A 21,635-nucleotide genomic window follows, 5' to 3' on the forward strand; every position below is an offset into this window, starting at 1 on the left:
ATAATCTATAAAAAACTTTAAAACATCTACACTAAAATGATACACTATAATCTACGTTATTTTAGTAATGAATTGAGGGATTTACATGATAGATAAAATTAAACATGTTGTTGATGAAATGTATGAGGATGAAGCAAAACAATTACTTCAAAGTATTCTTATACAGTTAGATCTATTAGAAGAAAACTATAGTGAAGATACAATTAAACACTTGATGGATATTCCTAAGCAACTAACAAGAAATAAATCTTATAAAAGGAATGTAAAAGAAAGCACACACGTACATATCGCTTTTGATGATTCAACAGCTGGGTGCTTAAAATATATGTTAGATCAAGAAGAACTACATGAAGAGAGTGTTGTTGCATTCTCTGAATTCTTTTCAATTGGACCGATACATATGTTACATAAGAATAAAGGGCAACTAGCAAGGCAACAATGGCTATTAAACAACTTAACTGATTATGATAGTTATTTTGAAGAAGAATATTTACCAAGATTTATGGAAACTTTAGAAGAACTACAATCTATACCTAATGAAACGCCTATTACAATTTGGAAGGCAAATAATGCCCATGAGCATGTGGGCCTTTGTTTTGTAATTGCTCAATTAAAGGATAAGAAAAATATTCGTGTTATAAATACATCTGAAGCGAACAAAAACATATTCATCCAAGAGTATGATATACGTGGAACGGGAGAATTATCGCCTGAAAGTTTAGCTACTTTCCAAAAAAGCTTTGTAGAATTACCTTATTTAACTACAGAGAACAGAATAGGTCTTGAGAATGAATGGAATCATTTATCGAATCGTACAGAGTTTTTAAGGGTTTGGACCGATAATGAAGTGCATTCTGTACAAGAAGACCATTTTGATCAATTCATTATTGATTGTGCGAAAAGAGTGGGTGCTGACAAAGGGTTCCTTAAAGCTCCGAGAGTGATTGGCGAAGCGCTTGGCCTTGTGGAACAATTAGTTGGGGATACGTTTTTAGAGTATCGCTTAAAAGAATTAATTAAACAAGGATTATTTGAATTTGAAGGTTCACTAAAAGAAATGCGTTTTTATAGTGTGAAGTTGAGAAAATAATAAATACATGTCGCTTTATGAAAAGCTCGTATTTTTCAAAATACGAGCTTTTTTGAGTTGAATTTGGGCTATATATAAGCTTCCTATAGATGCCATATCACATATTAATGTTAAAGGTAATAAGTGAAAAGAAGGTGATTTTTTATTATGTATAACCAACAAAACTACTCATATGATCAAGCGATGTATTATAATCCACAAAACTATGGATATGAATCTACAAATGAAGTTAGAGATGTTGAACATGAAGATTATAGACCAGATGATGCGGAAGATGCTCCAACATCACCACCTCCGTCACAAGCTCCGTCGTTACCTTCCACATTCTCTGCTCCTGCGCAAGCAGGAAATATGAAATCATTGATGTGTAACTGCCTAGGAAGATGGGGATATTTACGTTTGCATCGTCCTGGTCCATTCGGAAGAGACTTATGGTTCTTTCCGACAGAAGTAAGAAGAAGCGGAGTATCAGGATACACTTGGCAAGCTGGTCGTCGCCGTAAAGTAAGTTATCGATATCAACAAATTAGTAATTTTATGTGCTTCGCATAGAAGGAAGTGAGAGGGTAGAATGATTTTACTCTCTCACTTTTTTATTTTTCAATATACAAAGTAAGATTTTGGTTAAAAATTTACAATTTTCTAGTTTTTTCTGAAGTATAATTCAAATGTTGGGTTGATTTTTAAAAACAATTGAAAGTGAGGGAATGTAATGTCCATGAAAAACAAGGTTGGCCGAAAAATAGAGGATGGCATTAATTTGGCTTCTGCTCAGTTTAAAGAAGATGCATACGAAATTTATAAAGAATCGCGAAAAGTGCAACCTATTTTATTTGTTAATAAAGTCGAGATTGGTAAAGAATGGCTCATTACTAGATATGAAGATGCTCTGCCACTTTTAAAAGATAATCGCTTGAAAAAAGATCCAGCTAATGTATTTTCTCAAAATAGAATGAAAATGTATCTTTCTCTTGATAATAGTGATCATTTAACAACACATATGTTAAATTCAGATCCCCCTAACCATAATCGTTTACGATCTCTAGTACAAAAAGCTTTTACCCCGAAGATGATTACGCAATTAGAAGGAAGAATTCAGGAAATCGCGGATGATTTAATAAACGACGTCCAGCAAAAAGGTACATTAAATCTTGTAGATGATTATGCGTTTCCATTACCGATCAATGTAATAAGTGAAATGCTCGGTATTCCAAAAGAGGATCGAGCAAAGTTTAGAATTTGGTCGCATGCTGTCATTGCCTCCCCAGTAACACCTGAAGAAATAAAAGATACTGAAAAGCAACTATCTGAATTTATTACATATCTTCAATATTTAGTTGATGTAAAACGACAAGATCCTCAAGAAGATTTGGTCAGTGCTTTAATACTTGCGGAAAGCGATGGACATAAACTTAGTGCTCCGGAGCTATATTCAATGATTATGTTACTTATCGTAGCTGGACACGAGACGACAGTGAATTTAATTACAAATACGGTATTAGCACTTCTAGAAAATCCGGATCAGTTACAGTTATTAAAAGAAAATCCAAAACTAATTGATTCAGCTATAGAGGAAGGATTACGATACTACTCACCAGTTGAAATTACAACTGCAAGATGGGCGGCTGAGCCGTTTAAAATTCACGACCAAACAATCCAAAAAGGAGACATGGTTATTATTGCATTAGCTTCAGCAAACCGTGATGAAACAGTATTTGAAAACCCAGAAGTATTCGATATTACACGGGAGAATAACCGTCACATTGCATTTGGTCATGGTAGCCATTTCTGTTTAGGAGCGCCACTTGCTAGGTTAGAAGCAAAGATTGCTATTTCTACTTTGCTAAAACGTATGCCTGGACTACAAATAAGTGGTAATCGTGAAGAAATTAAATGGCAAGGTAATTATTTAATGCGTTCATTAGAGGAATTACCATTATCTTTTTAGAATAGTTATATTGAGACATGCATACATCACATATGATTTACATAGAGTATGTATGTGTTATTTAAATTCGAAACGGAAGGGTGAAGACATCCCAATGATCAACTAATTCTATTTGTAAGAGATCTTCGTTAAAAACGAAATATTCTTCTGAATAGGATTAGTATGTACATTTATAGAAAAGGGATGAATTTCGCACTGCGAATATATAGTCTTTTTATCTGATTTGTGCTGCCTCCTGTTCAGTATGCGAAATAGGAGGCTTTTTTATGTCGACGACTGTAGAAACGAAACAAAATCATGGGGTATCAGAAGTATTAAAAAATCGATTTGTTCAAGGTATTCTTGCTTCAGCATTATTTTTACAAATTGGAATATGGGTTCGGAACTTTGCGGTATTATTGTATGTTATGGAAATGACGAAAGGTGATGCTTTCGCTATTTCCATGATTTCAGTTGCTGAGTTTGCTCCAATTTTTATCTTCTCCTTTATAGGTGGAACTTTTGCAGATAGATGGAAGCCGAAAAGGACAATGATATGGTGTGAAACTTTAAGTTCTTTATCAGTATTCGCAGTATTAATTACTCTTATGTTTGGTACGTGGAAAATAGTGTTTTTTGTTACGCTCATTTCGGCAATCCTTTCACAGTTTTCCCAACCATCTGGAATGAAATTGTTTAAACAGCATTTATCGACAGAACAAATTCAGTTAGCGATGTCAATATATCAAACAATATTTGCAATATTTATGGTATTAGGGCCGATTCTTGGAACATTTATCTTTCACGGTTTTGGAATCTACATTTCAATAATAACAACTGGTATCGCATTTTTACTTGCAGCAATTGTACTATTATTTCTTCCGGAAGATCTTGAAAATGAAGAAGGGAAGACAGAAATCAGTCTGTTACAAGAAATGGTGGATGGTATTAAATATGTAAAAAAGAAAAAAGCATTAACTTTGCTCGGTTTATGTTTTATGGCAGCTGGACTTGGTATAGGCCTTATTCAACCGCTTGGAATATTTATTGTGACGGAACAACTAGGATTATCAAAAGAAAGTTTACAATGGTTATTAACAGTAAATGGTGTGGGGATGATTGTTGGTGGAGCTTTGGCGATGGTATTCGCGAAAAACGTTGCCCCGCAAAAGATGTTAATTGTAGGTATGCTTGGCCAGGCAATTGGGATTGGTATTATAGGCTATTCCACAAATTTATGGGTTACACTTACTGCACAACTTTTTAGCGGATTAGCTTTGCCGTGCATTCAAATAGGGATTAATACTCTCATTATTCAAAATAGCGATACGGATTTTATTGGACGGGTAAATGGTATTTTAAGTCCACTATTCACAGGTTCAATGGTAGTAACGATGAGTATTGCTGGTTCACTAAAGGAGCTGTTTTCACTAAGTACGATGTATGAGGGGACGGCTCTATTATTTGTTATTGGATTATTGTTTATTTTACCTATATACAATTTAAAGCCAGTAATAGAAGTAGAAAGTGAAATGAATGGTAAAGGAAGTGCTGTGCAACATGAATCCTAATCCAAATGTTAAATACCCAATTGAAGGAAATCAAAACGTTCATTTTATAAAAAATACAATAACGAAATCTAATATACTTGTTGGTGACTATTCTTATTTTGATGCGAAGCATGGGGAAACATTAGAAAATCGAGTATTATATCATTATGAATTTATCGGAGATCGTCTCGTTATTGGAAAGTTTTGTTGTATTGCATCTGGAGTTACCTTTATTATGAACGGAGCGAATCATCGAATGGATGGATTTTCGGCGTATCCTTTTAATATCTTTGGGAATGGCTGGGAGAAATTCACGCCTGATTTGTCTGATTTACCGTATAAAGGAGATACAGTTATAGGAAATGACGTTTGGATTGGTATGGATACAACTATTATGCCTGGAATAAAAATTGGAGATGGTGCAATAATTGCAGCTAAATCTGTTGTGACTAAAGACGTCGCACCATATACAATTGTTGGTGGAAACCCTGCAAATAAAATAAAAGAGAGGTTTTCAAATGCAATAATAGAAGAACTATTGCAAATTCAATGGTGGCATTTTGATATTGAGAACATAACCGAAAATATCGATGCTATTGTACGAGGGGATATAGGATCATTAAGAAAGTTAAAAAGGTAATAAAAAATGCATGACAAAAAGTATCATACCTCCGAATCTTGTTAATGATAAAAGAACAAGGAGGTGTGATACTATGGCACAAGACGTTTTATGTGAAGTAAACAACTGTAAATTTTGGGCTAACGGTAATAAATGTAGTGCAGACGCAATTTATGTAGTAAGTCATAAAGGGCAACAAGCATCTACAACTGAAGAAACAGATTGCAAAACTTTTAGTCCAGAAGTGTAAGTTTTTTTATAAGGGTAACCAAATCACGGTTGCCCTTTTATTAATTATATTATTGATAATAAATCTCATTTTCATTCATATTTTTATAAATATTTATATTTTTTTCATGAGAGATAGTATCCAATTTAGTTCATGTTCAATACGCGATCTACTAAATTCAACAACTTCTGTAATAAAAGGGGCAACACCATCGAGTGATTGGATAGATATAAGCTGCTTATGAAGAACATCATGGCGCATAGTTAAAATTTCTTTTCTTGCCTCGTAATCAAGCTTTTCGAATAAGGCGATACGAACAAGAAATTCAGCATTGTTTACCGCAATTTTTTCAGGGAAATCTCTTAGCATTTCATAAAATATCTCTTCACCTGTTTCTGTTATTTCATAAATATTTCGATTTGGTTTTCTAACTTGCTCATGAATTTCTTTCGTTATGGCACCCATATCTTCAAAGCGCCGAAGAGCAGGATAAAGCATGTTATGGTTTAATTCAAAATTCTCACCTAAACGATTTTGGATATTTTTCTTTATTTCATATCCATGTTTTGGTCCAGTCGTTAATTCTGCCAGTAGTAAAATATCAACATACATAAAAATCCCCCTCATAATATTTCTCAAGTTCCTATTTGAAAATTTCAGCTTTGTATATGTTAAAATAACATATGTTAGATTATACACCTTTGAACTGCCGACCTATCACTTTTATTGTAAAAGAAAAGGGAGGAAAGAACTATGGATTCACCTGAAAATGTTATTTTAGTTCATGAAATTTCAAAGCTGAAAACAAAAGAAGAGTTATGGAATCCGTATGAGTGGTATCAATATATGAGAGATAATCACCCAGTATATTATGATGCAGAGCAAAATGTATGGAATGTTTTTTCATATGAGAATGTTAATCGTGTTCTATCAGATTATCGATTGTTCTCGAGTAAAAGAGAGCGCAGACAATTTTCAATTCCACCTTTAGAAACTAGGATAAATATAAACTCTGTTGATCCCCCAGAACACCGTAATGTACGTTCAATCGTCTCTAAAGCATTTACTCCAAGAAGTTTAGAACAGTGGAAACCACGAGTACAAGCTATTGCGAATGAACTTGTACAACATATAGGAGAATATAATGAGGTTGATATTGTTGAACATTTCGCGGCAGCTTTACCTGTAACTGTTATATCCGATTTATTAGGGGTACCCACAACTGATCGTAAACAAATTAAGGGATGGTCTGATATTTTGTTCATGCCATATAGTAAAGGGAAATTTAATGATTTGGATACGAAAAAGGGAATCGCTTTAAATGAATTTAAAACGTATCTTCTACCGATTGTTCAAGAAAAAAGATATCATTTAACCGATGATATCATTTCAGATTTAATACGAGCTGAATATGAAGGTGAAAGATTAACAGATGAAGAAATCGTCACTTTTTCATTAGGACTATTAGCTGCCGGTAATGAAACGACTACTAATTTAATTATTAATAGCTTTTATTGTTTTTTAGTGGATGCGCCTGGAACATATAAAGAATTACGAGAAAAACCGAATTTGATTTCAAAAGCGATAGAGGAAGTATTACGATATCGCTTTCCTGTTACATTAGCTCGTCGTATAACTGAAGATACGAATATCTTTGGACCTTTAATGAAAAAAGACCAGATGATTGTTGCATGGGTCAGTGCAGCAAATTTAGATGAACAGAAGTTCCCACAAGCTTCTACTTTTAATTTACATCGAGTAGGAAATGAAAAGCATTTAACTTTTGGAAAAGGGGCTCATTTTTGCTTAGGTGCACCGCTTGCACGTTTAGAAGCTGAGATTGCATTAAATACTTTTATAAATACTTTCGAAAAAATAGAGTTATCTCCATCTTTCTGTTTAGAAGAATGTATACTCGAAAATGAGCAAACATTAAAGTATTTACCTATTCGTTTAAAAACTAAATAAAATGTTCGACAAGGTGCATACATTTGCATCTTGTTTTTTGTTTCTCAATTGTAGGTATTTTAATCCTTTCGTAAGATGGAAGTGTATGGAAGAAAAGAGAGGAGAGATACTCATGTTAACGTGTAATGGAAGTAAGACGTTTCAAAAGTTTATAAATGGTGTAACTGATCTTATGGATAGTAGGTTACATGAGGAACAAATAGTAAGTAAAATTGAAAAATTACTTGAAAAACTTTTAGAAAAGAAAACATGGCTTCCGCTAGAAAAACAAAAAACGGATGCAACTCAATATGCACGTCACTTACTATATGAAGATCCATTAAAACGTTTTGAAGTATTAGCTCTTGTATGGAAAGATGGGCAAGCTACGCCTTTACATGATCATGATGGCACTTGGGGAGTAGAAGGGGTTTTTTCAGGAAGAATAATGGTTCGAAACTTTTTACAAACTAAGCAACTTGGAAGTTCTCTATTTCATTTAACACATACAGGTAATATTTATTTAGGAGAAGGAGAAACAGATAAAGTGATTCCACCTGCTGATTGTCATATTCTTGAAATAGAAGAAAACGAAAGAGTTGTTACGATCCATATTTACGGAAAGCAGTTAGAAAAGTTTAAAGTATTTATCCCAACCAAAGAAAAAAATGTGTACATGTGCGAGACGAAATATATTACTTATAATTCATAGTTAAAAATGCAAAGCTTTCTTTAAAATAGAAAAGCTTTGCATTTTTAATTTTATTTATTAATATCTCTTGACCTGAAACGCTTTTCATAAATTATAAATAAGAAGTACTTAACGAGTTCAATATGAAAACGATACCTTTTTTCGTTAAATAGATCTCGTGTATTTATAGAAAGTGGTGAAGAAATAATGAAATTAATTGCAATTGACTTAGATGGGACCCTTCTTTCCGGTAATAAAATGATTAGCAAAGAAAATGCAGAAGCAATTCGAAAATGTCAGGAAGCAGGACATGTCGTGGCAATTTGTACAGGGCGTTCAATCGTTGATATTGAACGATTATTGTTAGAAGTTAATTTAGAGTGTCCAATTATTGCGGAAAATGGTGCACTTATTTATAAAGATAAGAAAATGATGAAAAGATATCCAATACAAAATATCCAGGCCCTTGAAATTGTTGAATACCTTGAAGAAAGTGGCATATATTATCAGCTCTATACTGATAAAGGAGTATATGTACCTCATTACGGAACTGAAAGTGTTCTTAATGAAATTGAGAATGTGAAGAAATCAAATTTAGATGTTGATTTACAAGAGCTAGAAACGATTGCCGCTTTATATATTGAGCATACTGCATTTCATAATGTTGAAAGTTGTAAGGAAATTGTAGAAAGTGATCTATATGTGCATAAACTTTTACCATTTTCTTATGACATACAAAAGTTAAAACAGCTAAAAGAAAAATTTAAACATAATAAAGAATTAGCAATCACATCTTCATATTGGCATAATTTAGAGATTAACCATTATAATGCACAAAAAGGTAAAGGCTTATATACTTTAGCAGAACATCTCAATATTCCATTTGAAAATACTGTAGCGATAGGTGATGGACTAAACGATGTTTCAATGATGGAAAAAGCAAATATATCAATTGCGATGGGAAATGCAGTTGATGAAATAAAGGAAATTTGTCATTTCGAAACATTATCAAATGAAGAACATGGTGTTGCACATGCTTTATATAAATATGTAATGTAACAAGAAAGTAAAAAAGAATCCAAAAAGGATTCTTTTTTACTTTTTATTAGGGGTAAGGTATTCTATGAGTCTCATAGAAGCCTTATTACACTTTATTATATAGAATATATTGGAATAAATGTTTATATTATTCATAACATTTATGAATATTCTGTGAACTATTCATTCAAAATCACTACATATTTTCTGTTTTTTTATTGAAAAATAAAATTAATTTGAATAATTATGCTATCACTATATACCTGTACGAACATTATCCGTATAATGGAGAAGTATGAATTTTAAACGGGTATTAAATTTACACATAGAGGTGAAAAAAGAATGAATGCTCGGCTGATGGAACTTATTGATGTGAGTACAATAGAAACCATGGCAGAACAATTTTATAAATTAACTAACATATCACATCAACTTCTTGATGCTGAGAAAGAATGTATTTTTTCATTCGGAATGAATGAAGTGAAAAATAGTAATCTTCCAAAGGTTGTAATCCCCATTTTCTTATACAATCAACATTTAGGTTCTTTTGTAGTTTGGTCTAAAAAAAGCGAAATTTTCAATTGTCAAAAATACTTTGAAATGCTTTCGAATCTTATTATAGATGGAGCTACAAATGCTATTCAAAGTAAAAATAATAATTTACTCTTTCGAAAGGAAGAGGAATTATATATGATTTTACAAAACATGCCTGTTATGGTTGATGCACTAGATAACAACGGCGATTTCGTTTTATGGAATCGGGAATGTGAAATTGTAACAGGTTATACAGCCGAAGAGATTATCGGGAACCCAAACGCACTTCAATTATTATATCCTGACGATAATTACCGTCACCAAATACAAAAAAAATTCTTAACTTGTGGGAAAAATTTTAGAGATTGGGAAATGCATTTAACATGTAAAAATGGTGAAGTCAAAACGATAATGTGGTCCAATATTTCAGACCAGTTTCCTGTAATAGGATTTAGTTACTGGGCTGTTGGGGTAGATATTACACATTTAAAAGCAATAGAAGAACAACTAAAACAACAAACCTCTGAATTGGAACTTATTTTTAAAGCTTTACCAGATCTATGTTTTTTAACAGAAGCTGATGGAACAATTATAGATTATAAAGCTGGATCACCTACAAAATTTTACGTACCTGCAGAAACCTTTATGGGAAAAAAGTTTTACGAGGTGTTACCATCTCCAGTAGCACAGCAATTTCGAGAAGCAATTCGTCAAGTAAAAGAAAAAGAATCCACTGTAATTGTTGAATATCCACTAGCACTTAAAGGAAGTATAGATTTTTTTGAAGCTAGATGTTTACCATTGCTACATGACAAAATTATGGTTATTATACGCGATATTACAGAGCGAAAAAAGACAGAAGAATTACTAAATAAATCAGATACACTTGCAGCAATTGGACAATTAGCAGCTGGTGTTGCTCATGAAGTGAGGAACCCTTTAACTGTAATAAAAGGATTTATACAACTATTCCAAATTAACAAAGAGGATCAAGAAAAATATTTTGATCTTATGCTTTCTGAAATTGAGAGAATTGAAGCGATACTTCAGGAGTTTTTGTCGATTGCTAAAACAGATGAAATTCCTACTGAAAAGAAAAATATTTATAAAATATTTGAAAATGTCGTGTCATTGATTAACACAAAAGCGATTATGATAAATATTCAAGTTGAATTAATTGCAGATTCAAGTGAAATAATTATTGAATGCTCTGAAAATCAATTGAAACAAGTATTTATTAATATTTTGCAAAATTCAATCGAGGCAATGCCAGATGGCGGGAAAATTTCAATTCATATGAAAGAAATGAATGAAGACGGAGTCATTATAGATATAGTCGACGAAGGAATAGGAATACCAGAGGAAAGAATTAAGAGATTGGGTGAACCATTTTATAGTACGAAAGAAAAAGGTACTGGAATTGGATTGATGTTAAGTTACAAAATTATCGAAAGTCACCAAGGGGCTATTAGTATTATGAGTGATGTTGGTGTCGGAACTACTGTAACAATTTACTTACCAAAAACGCAAAGTGAACTGTACATATCAAAGAGTGAAAATAAATCCGTAATAGTACGCTCTATATTTAACTCGTAAATAATTAAATACGCCAAAACAAAGGGCTTAGTGAAAACTAAGTCCTTTGTTTTGGCGTATTTTTAAATTTTATTTTAGTAAACTTTACCTTTTCTTTACCATTACTTAAATTTCTATTAAGTATTAATCATTATATTAGTATTTATACAATGTAATGTTTAGAATTTCAACATTACTTACAATGATGGGAACTTACTTTATTGTTAGAAGTAATGTAAGGAGGAGGATTATGACAAGGTGAAAAAGAAAAAACAGAAAAGCAGTAGGGTACTTCCAATACGATTAAACATTTTATTCTTTTGTGTGTTTTTATTGTTTTCTGCTATTATAATTCAGCTAGGTAAAGTGCAAATTTTCGAAGGAGAAACATATAAAAATGAAGTACAAAAGAGAGAAAATGCAACCGTTAGTCTTACAGTGCCACGCGGCAAAATTTATGATCGTGAAGGTAAACCCGTTGTTGATAATAGGTCTTTACGTACGATTACATACACAAAGTTAAAAGGTGTAAAATCAGAAGATATGTTAAAAACTGCAAGACAACTTGCAGAAATAATTGAAATGCCACAAGAAGATATAGATAAGTTAACTGAGACAGATAAGAAAGATTTTTGGATGCAATTAAATCCAAAGCTTGCTGAAAACTTAGTATCTAAAAAAGAAATAGATAAGTTTAGAAAAAAAGATAGTACCGGAAAAGAACTAGATAAAAAAATAGAAGAGTTAAAGAGAAATCGCGTTACAGATAAAAACCTTCAAGAATTAACAGCTAAAGATTTAGAAGTGTTAGCTATTAAAAGTAAAATGACTTCAGGATTTCAAATGGCACCTCAAATTATAAAAAAAGATGTTAGTGAAAAGGAGTACACTGTAATAAGTGAAAATCTTGCAAATCTTCCTGGTGTAGATGCATCAGTTGATTGGGAGCGATTTTATGTTAATGATGGGTTATTCCGTTCAGTACTTGGAAATGTTTCAAATGCTGATGAAGGATTACCACGTGAACGATTAGATTATTATTTAGTACGTGACTATAGCCGAAATGACCGAGTTGGAAAAAGTTACATCGAACAACAATATGAAGATGTACTTCATGGTACGAAAACAGAAGTAAGAAGTATCGCAGATAAACAAGGTAACACAATTAGAACAGAAACAGTTTCCGAAGGGAAAAGCGGCAAGAATTTAACTTTAACAATAGATATGGAATTACAGAAAAAAGTAGAAGAGAGCATAGAAAAAATATTAAAGGCCTATAAAGGTTCAGAATCGATGTTAGACCGTGCTTTCGTTGTTATGATGAATCCGAAAAACGGTCAAGTATTATCGATGGCTGGGAAAAAGTTAGTAGAAAAAGACGGCAAAATAGAAGTAGAAGATTATGCTTTAGGTACGATGACAAGTTCATATGAGCTTGGATCAACTGTTAAAGGTGCGACAATATTAACTGGTTTTGAAACGAAAGCTATAACACCAGGTACTTACTTTTATGATGCACCTATGAAGTTTAAAGGAACTAAGGAGAAAAAGTCTTGGAAAGATTTCGGGAATATTGATGATCTAAGAGCTTTACAAGTTTCTTCTAATGTTTATATGTTTAATACAGCATTAAAAATTGCAGGTGTAGATTATGTAAGGAATAGTTCACTAGATATTAAACAAGAATCCTTTGATAAAATGAGATATTATTTCAGACAATTTGGTTTAGGTGTTCCAACGGGCATTGATTTACCAAATGAAACAGCTGGGCAAATAGGGCGAAAAGATAATCAGCCTGGTTTCTTATTAGACTTTTCCATTGGTCAGTATGATACGTATACACCGCTTCAACTTGCCCAGTACATTTCGACTATCGCAAATGGCGGCTATCGTATGAAACCACAAATTGTTCAAGAGATTAGAGAACAAACTGTGCAGAAAGATGAAATTGGTAAAGTCGTACATTCACAAGAACCAATTGTTTTAAATAAAGTGGATATGAAAGAAGAGTATATTAATCAAGTAAAAGAGGGATTTAGAAGAGTGTTCCAAGAGGGGGATGGTACTGGGGTAAGTAAATTCCAAAAAGCCCCATATAAACCAGCTGGTAAAACAGGGACAGCACAGACAGTATATGGAGGAGATAGTGACATTGGTAGAAATGATAAAGGTGAGCGTATAAAATGTTATAACTTAACACTAGCAGGATATGCGCCATATGATAATCCAGAAGTAGCGTTTTCAGTTGTTGTTCCATGGATTATAGATGATAAGTCTGGTATTAATTCTGCAATTGGTAAAGATATTTTAGATGCCTATTTTGATTTGAAAAACCAACGATTAAGTGAGGGAACTGCAAAAGTAGATGATTTAAAAGAAAATTAGAAAATATGAACCGTCTCTATCATTTATATGAACTAGAGACGGTTTCACATAGGACTAGATTGGAAATGAGGTATTTATGAATAGATTCGTTTGTAAAGGATGGGGAAAAATATGTAGCTATATTTTAATTATTGTAGCAGTTATTTTAATAAATAAATCTTTTTTATTTTGTATGGTAGAAGGAATTTCGATGCAGCCAACATTAAATGAAAAAGATCGTATACTAGTTAATAAAGCTAGTTTTTCCTTTCATCATGGAGATGTGGTGATAATTAAAAAGGAAGATGATCCAACATACTATGTGAAACGAATTATCGGATTAGCCGGAGATGAGGTAAAGCTAAAAAACGATGTCGTTTATATAAATAATAATAAGCAAAATGAGTCATATATACAGTTAGATATATCACAGACATCAAAACGTTTTTCAAACTTCTCAGAAATAAAAATTCCCGCGCATAAATTCTTTGTATTAGGAGATAATCGTAATCATAGTAAAGATAGTAGAAATACACTAGGTTTTATTGATGAATCAAATGTGATTGGTAAAGTAGAAATAGTGTATTTTCCGTTTGATCAAATGAAAAGAATAAAATAATTTCGTAAAAAAGAATGCTATTAAATATTCACCTTTTGCAAAAAATTACATATATTGATAGCATAGGACAAGCCAAAAGGCTTGCACCCTATCTCACTGAACACTCCTTATCACGGCTTGGCATCTACTTATGTAGATGCTTTTTTTATATTTTTGACTGACAATTATTTATCAATATAAGGTGGTAAGAATATTAGGTCTTTTAGGGGGAGTTTACCTGTAAAAATAACTGTACTCTTAATAAATGAAAATGAAATATAAGGAGTGAGAAATCAGTGCTGAATATTTTAATGGTCAATTTTCCGGCAGAGGGACATGTGAATCCTACTTTAAGTATAGTAAAATCCTTTACTGAACGGGGCGATAGCGTACATTATATTACTACGGAAAATTTTAAGGAAAGGCTTGAATCAATGGGAGCTATTGTGCATTCTCATCCAGATTTATTAAAAGAAATCGCTATCGATACGGTTACTTCATCTGGATTAAACGCTTTCTTTAATGTTCATGTTCAAACTTCTTTATATATATTAGAAATTACAAAAAAGTTATCTAAAAGTATACATTTTGACTTCGTATTTTATGATATATTTGGCGCTGGAGAATTAGTAAAGGAATATTTACAAGTTCCAGGAGTAGTTTCCTCTCCTATATTTTTAATTCCGACAGATTTTTTAAAGACCTTACCTTTTCATCCAGATACCACAGTCCCATTTCATCCTGATAAATTCGCTAAAAAGTTACTATATGAAATGGAGAATAAATTTGGAGTTTCCCCAAAAAGTAATCTTCAATTTATGAATAATAAAGGGGAAATATGTATCGTGTATACAAGTCGTTATTTTCAACCTAATAGTCATTCGTTCGGAGAAAATAATATTTTTATTGGACCGAGTTTTCCAAAGCGGAAAACAAACGGGGAGTTTCCACTTGGAATGCTAAAAGATAAAAAGGTTATTTATATTTCAATGGGGACCCTCCTCGAAGGGATCGAACCATTTTTTAATACTTGTATTGATGCTTTCTCAGATTTTGAAGGAGTAGTTGTAATGGCAATAGGTGATAGAAATGATATTTCAAAAATTAAACAAGCACCAGACCATTTTATAATAGCTCCATACGTACCTCAATCTGAAGTGTTAAATGAAGCAGATGTTTTTATTACACACGGGGGAATGAATAGTGTACATGATGCAATTCATTATAATGTTCCATTTGTAATAATACCGCATGATAAAGACCAGCCCATGATAGCCCAAAGACTAACTGAGCTTGAAGCAGCGTATAGATTATTAAAAGATAATGTTAATGTAGAGTCTTTAAAAGAAGCGGTAACCGAAGTTCTTTTAAATGAAAAGTATAAACATGGTATTCGAAAACTTAATGATAGTTTTTTAGATTGTGGTGGCTCAAAAAAAGCGATTGCAGTCATTGATTCACTTCTAAATAAAGTGAATCTTTAATCAGTGGGGGGGGCATCCCCGCTGATTATCAGCCCTCACAAATCGGGCTTTTACGGGCAGCCCGACTCCCACCTAACGTCTTTGCTTCAGCCGAATTTTAATGCGGGAGTCTTACTGGCCCCCAAATAGTAGGATAAATAGTTTTGAGATGATAAAAGCATAGAGGCTCACACCTTTATGCTTTTAAATTGTTATCCAGCAAATTGTACAGCAGTATTCGCGTGTAAATAAGCAGTGTCAAAAACAGGAACAGATAGATCGTTTTGAGAAATGAGCAAAGGAATTTCTGTACAGCCAAGCAGTATTCCTTCAGCACCGTTTTTAATTAATGTATTTGCGATTTGTAATAGCTTTTCTTTTGATGCATGTGAAATGATACCTCTACTTAATTCGCTTAATATGACATGATGAATAAAGGTTCTATCTTCTTCATTTGGGATAATTGTCTCAATGTTGTAATTTGCTAATCGAGATTTATAGAAATCATGTTCCATCGTTTGTTTCGTTCCTAAAAGTCCGATACGCTTTATATTATGTTCTACCATTTTCTTAGCACTTACGTCTCCAATATGAAGAAGTGGTATTGATATTGCCTTTTCTACTTCTTCGGCAAATAGATGTACTGTATTAGAACATATTAGTAAACATTCAGCTCCAGAGTTTTCTACTTTTTTTGCTACTGTGACTAATTCATTTTTCACTTCCTCATATTGATGGTTTTGTAATAATGTAGTTACTTCACCAAAGTCCATGCTATATAAAACAAGCTTCGCATTTTGATCATATTTAGAGAGGGTAAGTGTATTAATATGTTTATAGTACAACGATGTTGATTCCCAACTTAGTCCGCCAATTAGGCCAATTACTTTCATCATGTATTCCTCCCGTAACAATTTTGAATTCATTATTCCATAATTCCTATAAGAATACAATGATTTGAACGAACTATTTATTTAAAAGTTAAAATAGTAAGAAAAGTATTGAAATTGTTGGTTGTTAGTGCCATAATACAGATTACAAATACATACTTATCCAGAGAGGTAGAGGGAACGGCCCTATGAAGCCTCAGCAACCCCTATGTAATTACATAGGAAGGTGCTAATTCCGCAGAGGACATTTATATGTCTTTTGAAAGATAAGAGGATTCTTGTACGTGAAAGAAAATGACCTCTTAATTTAAGGGGTCATTTTTTGTTGTATAGAAAGGAAGTGTCGATGCATAATTCATTTTCAAAACAAATATAGAGTATTAAAAGCTAAATAATACGAGAGGGGAATTGTAATGAACAAATTAACGACAAAACTAGTAGTAGCAATCGGAATTGGAGCAGCTTTATACGGTGTATTAGGACTTTGGGGATTTACTATCGCACCCAATACATTTATTAAACCAGCATTAGCTATATTAACAGTTTTTGGCGCATTATTTGGCCCAGTAGCAGGACTATTAATAGGACTCATCGGTCATACAGTTACAGATACAATCGCTGGATGGGGTATTTGGTGGGGATGGGTGATTAGTTCAGGCATTATCGGATTTTCAATGGGGATCATACAAAAAAGAGCTGGTTTCAGTGTGAAAAATGGAAAGTATAATAACCGTGATATTTCTTATTTTACAATTGCGGGGTTAGTAGGAATTGTAATTGCCATTATATTTGCAGGAGCATTCGATGTTATTGTGATGGGAGAACCGTTTGATAAAATCGTTATACAAGTGCTAGGAGCAACCATTGCAGACGTTATCGTATTTTTAGTTCTTGGCTTACCAATCACAATTGGCTTAGCTAAAGCGAATAAAAAACATACACATTTAAAAATTGAAAAGTAGGGATGTATACATGCAACCAATTATTTCTTTTGAGCAATTTACCTTTCAATATGGGCATGCCACGCAGCCTACTTTAAAAGATATTACATTTCAAATATATCCTGGGGAAAAAGTGCTAATAGCTGGACGGAGTGGTTCAGGGAAGTCAACATTAGCTCATTGTATAAATGGGCTAATCCCATTTTCTTACGAAGGGATAAGTACTGGTAACATTTTAATAGCTGGAAAGGATCCGAGAGAAGGAAGTATTTTTGAACAGAGTAAACATGTAGGAACAATATTACAAGATCAAGATTCGCAATTTATTGGTCTTACTGTAGAAGAAGATGTAGCATTTTTATTAGAAAATGAATGTGTAAACCAAAAAGAAATGAAAAGAATTGTGACTGATTCTTTAAAAAAGGTAAATATGCAGAACTTTCATGCACAAAGTCCACATGAATTGTCAGGAGGTCAAAAACAGTCAGTTTCTCTTGCAGGGCTGTTAACGGTAAATGCAGATATATTATTATTTGATGAACCGTTAGCTAACTTAGATCCTGTAAGTAGTTTGAATACTATAAAACTTATTAAAGATATACATGAGAAATATAATAAAACAATTGTAATTATTGAACATCGAATAGAAGAAATTTTAAAGCTTGATTTAGATAAAATTATTTTAATCGATGAAGGAGAAGTTGTTGCGATTGGTTCACCGGATAAAATTTTAGCGTCTAATATATTACCAAATATCGGGCTAAGAGAGCCTATTTATATAGAAGCTCTAAAGAAATTAAATTTTGGTAATAATAATGACATGTTATTTCCAATTGAAAATCTTTGTAATGAAAGAGTTAATAGCGTAATAAAGAATTGGATGCAGAAACAAGTATCATTTGAAAACACACATAAAAATAGAGAAATATGTCAAATTGAAAATTTATCATTTTCGTATAATAACAAACATACAGCATTAGAAGATATCAACCTTTCAATAGGAGAAGGTGAAATAGTAGCGTTACTGGGTCATAACGGAGCAGGTAAATCGACATTAGCTCATAGTCTAATAGGAATAAATAAAACAAAAAATGGGAGAATTACATTCGCTGAAGAAAACATAAACACGTGGTCTATCCGTAAACGTGGGGAAGTTATTTCATATGTTATGCAAAACCCCAATCATATGATTACACAAAGTACTGTTTTAGAAGAAGTATCATTCACATTAAAATTAAAAAAGGTTTCTAAAGAAGAAATTAATAGTAGAGTGGAAGATGTTTTGAAGATTTGTGGATTATACCCATTTCGTAATTGGCCAATTCAGGCATTAAGCTACGGGCAAAAAAAGAGACTAACTATTGCTTCTGTACTTTCAGCAAACCCAAAACTAATTATATTAGATGAGCCGACAGCTGGACAAGATTATTATCATTACAAACAGTTTATGTCGTTTATAAGAAAACTGGCTGAAAAAGGCATATCTTTTATTTTTATCACACACGATATGAATCTTGCTTTAGAATACGCAAATCGAGCGGTAGTTCTGCATAAAGGGAAAATCATTGCGGACAATGCTGTATCCGCTGTATTAGGAGATCAAGAAACGTTACAAAGAGCCAATTTACGGGAGATTTCATTAATAAAGCTTGCTAAATTAAGCGGAATTTCATCTCCAGAAATGTTTGTGAAACTTTATATAGAGGTTAATAGGAGGGAGGAGTATGCATAATACGTATTTTCATCGTATGGATGGTGCAATTAAGTTATCTTTATTTATATTTTGTATGACTCTTACTTTTTTATTTTTTGATTTTCGTATATTACTAATTTTATTTTTTATTGGATGTGTCGGCCTCTTAATTGCTAAAGTTCAGTTGCGTAAAATTATAGTTGTTTTCAGCGTTATATTTACATTTAGTTTATTAAACTCTGTTATGATTCTTTTTATTACGCCAACACATGGATCAGAATTAACAGGAACATACACATCTTTTTTTAATATAGGTTATGCAACAATTACATACGAAACATTATTTTTTGCCGCTACACTTTCATTAAAATATTTTACGTTATTACCATTTACACTTCTTTTTATTTATACAACTCATCCAAGTGAATTTGTCAGTAGCTTAAATAAATTTGCTATTCATTATAAAATTACATATGCAATAAATATTGCACTGCGTTACATACCAAACATTCAATCTGAATATGTAATCATTAAACATGCACAGGAAGCAAGAGGTGTACCTTTTGAAAAAGGAGAAGCGAGCTTGTGGATTCGTATGAAAAACCGTGTTTTAATTTTTTGGCCACTTATTATTCATTCTTTAGAAAGAATCGATACAGTTTCAAATGCAATGGATTTAAGAGGATTTGGAAAGAAAAACAAACGTACGTGGTACTATGCAAAGGACGCACAAAAAGAGGATTACATCACACTTTTTGTTGGTATTATTATTTTGATTATTGCAGTTTACTTAAAACTAAATGTATTCCAAAGCTTCTGGTACCCATTTTAAAGCACTCTCAATAGAGTGCTTTTACTAATTTTATGAGGACATGCTCAAAAATGGGATATACACATACTGTATAATACGAACCAGTTAAAAATGATCAACTACCTATTAGTTTTCAAACCAAAAGGAGGAGAAAATATGAGCTTCGGTGGTTCTTGTGGCTTTGGTGGAGGTTTCGCTTTATTAGTTGTGTTATTTATTTTATTAATTATTGTTGGATGTAGCTGTTGGAGCTAAGGGTACTAATTTCTAATTAGTCTTCACAAAATGTAAACTTAAAAAAACATAGCAGATACTTGTTGTATCGAAATAAAAAAGGAGCATAATGGCTCCTTTTTTATTTATTATATGGAATACTCTCATCACTATATTTTGGGAATGTAATAGTTAGAGCCGTTCCTTTATTAACAATACTTCGGATTTTTAAAGTACCTTGCATTGTTTCGATAATTTTAACAGCAACCATCGTACCTAAACCAGTACCTTTCGTTTTTGTACTAAAATATGGTTCGCCAAATCGATTTATTTGCTCTTGCGACATTCCAATTCCACTATCTTGAATCCTTATTATGACTTTATTATTACTAGCAGTTGCAGAAATAATTAGATCACCGCCACTCGGCATAGCTTCAATACTGTTTTTAATTAAGTTTAAAAAACATTGGTGGAAGTGCTGTGTATTACCAATAATTGTCCCCCCGGAGAACTCTTTTGTAATATTAATAGTGTTCATATTACATAAAGGCAATATCATATTAATTACTCGATGTAACTCGTGTTCCACAGAGATACGGTCTAGTTTCTCTGATGCTGGCTTAGCAAAAGTTAAGTAATCATCAATAATTATTTGTGCTCGATTTAACTCTTCAAGTATATGTTCAATATATTCATTCCTAGACTCTGGGGTTAAATTGGGTGTTTTTAAAAGTTGAGTAAATCCTTTTACGACAGTCAAAGGATTCCTTACTTCGTGTGAAATACTAGCAGCGAGTTGGCTGACAATCTCCATTTTTTCAATTTTAATTAACTTTGATCGCATGATTACCGCATCTTTTAAAACTTCATTAAAATAGACAACAAATAACATTAATGTAGTTGGTAATAGAATAAAATAAATAATATATAAATTATTAACTTCAAAATCTGATAAAGTTAAAACAATAACAGTTGTAAATATTGCAAGGAAAAAAGTTAAAAACATAGACGAAGCTACTTTAATTTTTCTATTGTATGTATTAAATTTAGCTGATGCGAATGCTGTAATAATAAATATTGTTCCATAAACAATAATTGTTAATAGACTAAAACCATAAAACAGAAAACGTGTTATTAATAAAATAATGAGTAATATAATACCGACAGGAAACCCACCATAAAGTGTTCCTATTAAAAAGGGTATTTGTCTTAAATCGTGAATGCAATTTTCATCCATATAGATAGGATATCGCATACATAAAATAAGTGGGATGCTCGTACAAAGAATAATAAGTAGTTTTTTGTATTTTTTCCCAAAGAGCCCACTATCATAAACGAAATAAAAAACAAATATACTACTTAAAATATAAAGAAGATTATTTAAAACATTTTGATTTATGTAAATAAAGTTCATAATACATGCCCCGTTATCCTGAATTTCAATTCCATATGTATTATACAT

At 32.3% G+C, this 21,635-nt stretch carries 20 protein-coding genes and 1 riboswitch; of the genes, 17 read left to right on the top strand and 3 right to left on the bottom strand.

What is annotated here, in order from left to right:
- Window positions 1-85 precede the first annotated feature (85 nt).
- The 6 genes from BAU28_RS18075 (at window position 86) to BAU28_RS18105 (ending at window position 5,436) form a co-directional block, all read left to right on the top strand.
- Window positions 86-1,090 carry a DUF1835 domain-containing protein gene (locus tag BAU28_RS18075; protein ID WP_071719417.1) on the top strand — a complete coding sequence of 335 codons (1,005 nt, stop codon included), beginning with the start codon at window positions 86-88 and terminating at the stop codon, window positions 1,088-1,090.
- Between the two features lie 147 nt (window positions 1,091-1,237).
- Window positions 1,238-1,642 (top strand): hypothetical protein, encoded by a 405-nt coding sequence (locus BAU28_RS18080; RefSeq protein WP_071719418.1) that lies wholly within the window; start codon window positions 1,238-1,240, stop codon window positions 1,640-1,642.
- A 160-nt stretch (window positions 1,643-1,802) separates the two neighbouring features.
- Window positions 1,803-3,038: a cytochrome P450 family protein gene (locus tag BAU28_RS18085; protein ID WP_071719419.1), complete on the top strand. Its 1,236-nt coding sequence runs from the start codon at window positions 1,803-1,805 to the stop codon at window positions 3,036-3,038.
- A gap of 266 nt (window positions 3,039-3,304) precedes the next feature.
- Window positions 3,305-4,588: an MFS transporter gene (locus tag BAU28_RS18095; protein ID WP_071719420.1), complete on the top strand. Its 1,284-nt coding sequence runs from the start codon at window positions 3,305-3,307 to the stop codon at window positions 4,586-4,588.
- A complete protein-coding gene (locus BAU28_RS18100) occupies window positions 4,578-5,207 on the top strand; it encodes a Vat family streptogramin A O-acetyltransferase (RefSeq protein WP_025149118.1) in 630 nt (209 codons plus the stop codon). Before BAU28_RS18095 ends, BAU28_RS18100 begins: the two co-directional genes overlap by 11 nt.
- A 73-nt stretch (window positions 5,208-5,280) precedes the next feature.
- Entirely contained in the window at window positions 5,281-5,436 is a 156-nt protein-coding gene (locus BAU28_RS18105; RefSeq protein WP_002172190.1) for a DUF1540 domain-containing protein, read from the top strand.
- Between the two features lie 93 nt (window positions 5,437-5,529).
- On the opposite strand, the gene BAU28_RS18110 is transcribed toward BAU28_RS18105, so the two are convergent.
- Entirely contained in the window at window positions 5,530-6,027 is a 498-nt protein-coding gene (locus tag BAU28_RS18110) for a PadR family transcriptional regulator (RefSeq protein WP_048376605.1), read from the bottom strand.
- 141 nt (window positions 6,028-6,168) lie between these two features.
- On the opposite strand from BAU28_RS18110, the gene BAU28_RS18115 reads away from it, so the two are divergent.
- The 7 genes from BAU28_RS18115 to BAU28_RS18145 all read left to right on the top strand — a co-directional run bounded on the left by BAU28_RS18115 (window position 6,169) and on the right by BAU28_RS18145 (window position 15,646).
- Window positions 6,169-7,383, top strand: coding sequence for a cytochrome P450 (locus BAU28_RS18115; protein ID WP_071719421.1), 1,215 nt, complete (start codon window positions 6,169-6,171; stop codon window positions 7,381-7,383).
- Window positions 7,384-7,495: 112 nt separating this feature from the next.
- Window positions 7,496-8,074, top strand: a complete 579-nt coding sequence (locus BAU28_RS18120; RefSeq protein WP_071719422.1) for a cysteine dioxygenase family protein — start codon at window positions 7,496-7,498, stop codon at window positions 8,072-8,074.
- A 186-nt stretch (window positions 8,075-8,260) separates the two neighbouring features.
- Complete coding sequence (locus BAU28_RS18125) at window positions 8,261-9,112, top strand: Cof-type HAD-IIB family hydrolase (RefSeq protein ID WP_071719423.1); 852 nt, start codon at window positions 8,261-8,263, stop codon at window positions 9,110-9,112.
- Window positions 9,113-9,433: 321 nt separating this feature from the next.
- Window positions 9,434-11,221 (top strand): PAS domain-containing sensor histidine kinase, encoded by a 1,788-nt coding sequence (locus BAU28_RS18130; RefSeq protein ID WP_071719424.1) that lies wholly within the window; start codon window positions 9,434-9,436, stop codon window positions 11,219-11,221.
- 237 nt (window positions 11,222-11,458) lie between these two features.
- Entirely contained in the window at window positions 11,459-13,585 is a 2,127-nt protein-coding gene (locus tag BAU28_RS18135; RefSeq protein ID WP_071719425.1) for a peptidoglycan D,D-transpeptidase FtsI family protein, read from the top strand.
- A 76-nt stretch (window positions 13,586-13,661) separates the two neighbouring features.
- Window positions 13,662-14,183, top strand: coding sequence for a signal peptidase I (gene lepB, locus BAU28_RS18140; RefSeq protein WP_071719426.1), 522 nt, complete (start codon window positions 13,662-13,664; stop codon window positions 14,181-14,183).
- A gap of 275 nt (window positions 14,184-14,458) precedes the next feature.
- Complete coding sequence (locus tag BAU28_RS18145; RefSeq protein WP_071719427.1) at window positions 14,459-15,646, top strand: macrolide family glycosyltransferase; 1,188 nt, start codon at window positions 14,459-14,461, stop codon at window positions 15,644-15,646.
- Between the two features lie 191 nt (window positions 15,647-15,837).
- Here BAU28_RS18145 and BAU28_RS18150 read toward each other — a convergent pair whose 3' ends face one another.
- Window positions 15,838-16,521, bottom strand: a complete 684-nt coding sequence (locus tag BAU28_RS18150) for an aspartate/glutamate racemase family protein (RefSeq protein WP_116500386.1) — start codon at window positions 16,519-16,521, stop codon at window positions 15,838-15,840.
- A 150-nt stretch (window positions 16,522-16,671) separates the two neighbouring features.
- Window positions 16,672-16,788, top strand: a riboswitch (SAM riboswitch).
- A gap of 140 nt (window positions 16,789-16,928) precedes the next feature.
- Here BAU28_RS18150 and BAU28_RS18155 point away from each other — a divergent pair.
- The 4 genes from BAU28_RS18155 to BAU28_RS18170 all read left to right on the top strand — a co-directional run bounded on the left by BAU28_RS18155 (window position 16,929) and on the right by BAU28_RS18170 (window position 20,215).
- Window positions 16,929-17,477, top strand: coding sequence for an ECF-type riboflavin transporter substrate-binding protein (locus tag BAU28_RS18155; protein WP_071719429.1), 549 nt, complete (start codon window positions 16,929-16,931; stop codon window positions 17,475-17,477).
- 10 nt (window positions 17,478-17,487) lie between these two features.
- On the top strand, window positions 17,488-19,188 hold the full coding sequence (locus BAU28_RS18160) for an ABC transporter ATP-binding protein (RefSeq protein WP_071719430.1): 1,701 nt from the start codon (window positions 17,488-17,490) through the stop codon (window positions 19,186-19,188).
- On the top strand, window positions 19,181-19,981 hold the full coding sequence (locus BAU28_RS18165; RefSeq protein WP_071719431.1) for an energy-coupling factor transporter transmembrane component T family protein: 801 nt from the start codon (window positions 19,181-19,183) through the stop codon (window positions 19,979-19,981). Before BAU28_RS18160 ends, BAU28_RS18165 begins: the two co-directional genes overlap by 8 nt.
- A gap of 135 nt (window positions 19,982-20,116) precedes the next feature.
- On the top strand, window positions 20,117-20,215 hold the full coding sequence (locus BAU28_RS18170; protein ID WP_000007808.1) for a YjcZ family sporulation protein: 99 nt from the start codon (window positions 20,117-20,119) through the stop codon (window positions 20,213-20,215).
- A gap of 100 nt (window positions 20,216-20,315) precedes the next feature.
- Here the strand turns inward: BAU28_RS18170 and BAU28_RS18175 are convergent, their stop codons facing one another.
- Window positions 20,316-21,635: a sensor histidine kinase gene (locus BAU28_RS18175; RefSeq protein WP_071719432.1), complete on the bottom strand. Its 1,320-nt coding sequence runs from the start codon at window positions 21,633-21,635 to the stop codon at window positions 20,316-20,318.

This window comes from Bacillus paramycoides (assembly GCF_001884235.1).
Lineage (GTDB): Bacteria > Bacillota > Bacilli > Bacillales > Bacillaceae_G > Bacillus_A > Bacillus_A paramycoides.

Bases quoted from the DNA above. Each gene is read 5' to 3' on its own strand.
- BAU28_RS18120 (WP_071719422.1), top strand. From the start codon at position 7,496: ATGTTAACGTGTAATGGAAGTAAGACGTTTCAAAAGTTTATAAATGGT.
- BAU28_RS18110 (WP_048376605.1), bottom strand. From the start codon at position 6,027: ATGTATGTTGATATTTTACTACTGGCAGAATTAACGACTGGACCAAAA.
- BAU28_RS18165 (WP_071719431.1), top strand. From the start codon at position 19,181: ATGCATAATACGTATTTTCATCGTATGGATGGTGCAATTAAGTTATCT.
- BAU28_RS18150 (WP_116500386.1), bottom strand. From the start codon at position 16,521: ATGATGAAAGTAATTGGCCTAATTGGCGGACTAAGTTGGGAATCAACA.
- BAU28_RS18125 (WP_071719423.1), top strand. From the start codon at position 8,261: ATGAAATTAATTGCAATTGACTTAGATGGGACCCTTCTTTCCGGTAAT.
- BAU28_RS18100 (WP_025149118.1), top strand. From the start codon at position 4,578: ATGAATCCTAATCCAAATGTTAAATACCCAATTGAAGGAAATCAAAAC.
- BAU28_RS18175 (WP_071719432.1), bottom strand. From the start codon at position 21,635: ATGTATAATACATATGGAATTGAAATTCAGGATAACGGGGCATGTATT.
- BAU28_RS18130 (WP_071719424.1), top strand. From the start codon at position 9,434: ATGAATGCTCGGCTGATGGAACTTATTGATGTGAGTACAATAGAAACC.
- BAU28_RS18105 (WP_002172190.1), top strand. From the start codon at position 5,281: ATGGCACAAGACGTTTTATGTGAAGTAAACAACTGTAAATTTTGGGCT.
- BAU28_RS18075 (WP_071719417.1), top strand. From the start codon at position 86: ATGATAGATAAAATTAAACATGTTGTTGATGAAATGTATGAGGATGAA.
- lepB (WP_071719426.1), top strand. From the start codon at position 13,662: ATGAATAGATTCGTTTGTAAAGGATGGGGAAAAATATGTAGCTATATT.
- BAU28_RS18095 (WP_071719420.1), top strand. From the start codon at position 3,305: ATGTCGACGACTGTAGAAACGAAACAAAATCATGGGGTATCAGAAGTA.
- BAU28_RS18170 (WP_000007808.1), top strand. From the start codon at position 20,117: ATGAGCTTCGGTGGTTCTTGTGGCTTTGGTGGAGGTTTCGCTTTATTA.
- BAU28_RS18115 (WP_071719421.1), top strand. From the start codon at position 6,169: ATGGATTCACCTGAAAATGTTATTTTAGTTCATGAAATTTCAAAGCTG.
- BAU28_RS18085 (WP_071719419.1), top strand. From the start codon at position 1,803: ATGTCCATGAAAAACAAGGTTGGCCGAAAAATAGAGGATGGCATTAAT.
- BAU28_RS18160 (WP_071719430.1), top strand. From the start codon at position 17,488: ATGCAACCAATTATTTCTTTTGAGCAATTTACCTTTCAATATGGGCAT.
- BAU28_RS18080 (WP_071719418.1), top strand. From the start codon at position 1,238: ATGTATAACCAACAAAACTACTCATATGATCAAGCGATGTATTATAAT.
- BAU28_RS18155 (WP_071719429.1), top strand. From the start codon at position 16,929: ATGAACAAATTAACGACAAAACTAGTAGTAGCAATCGGAATTGGAGCA.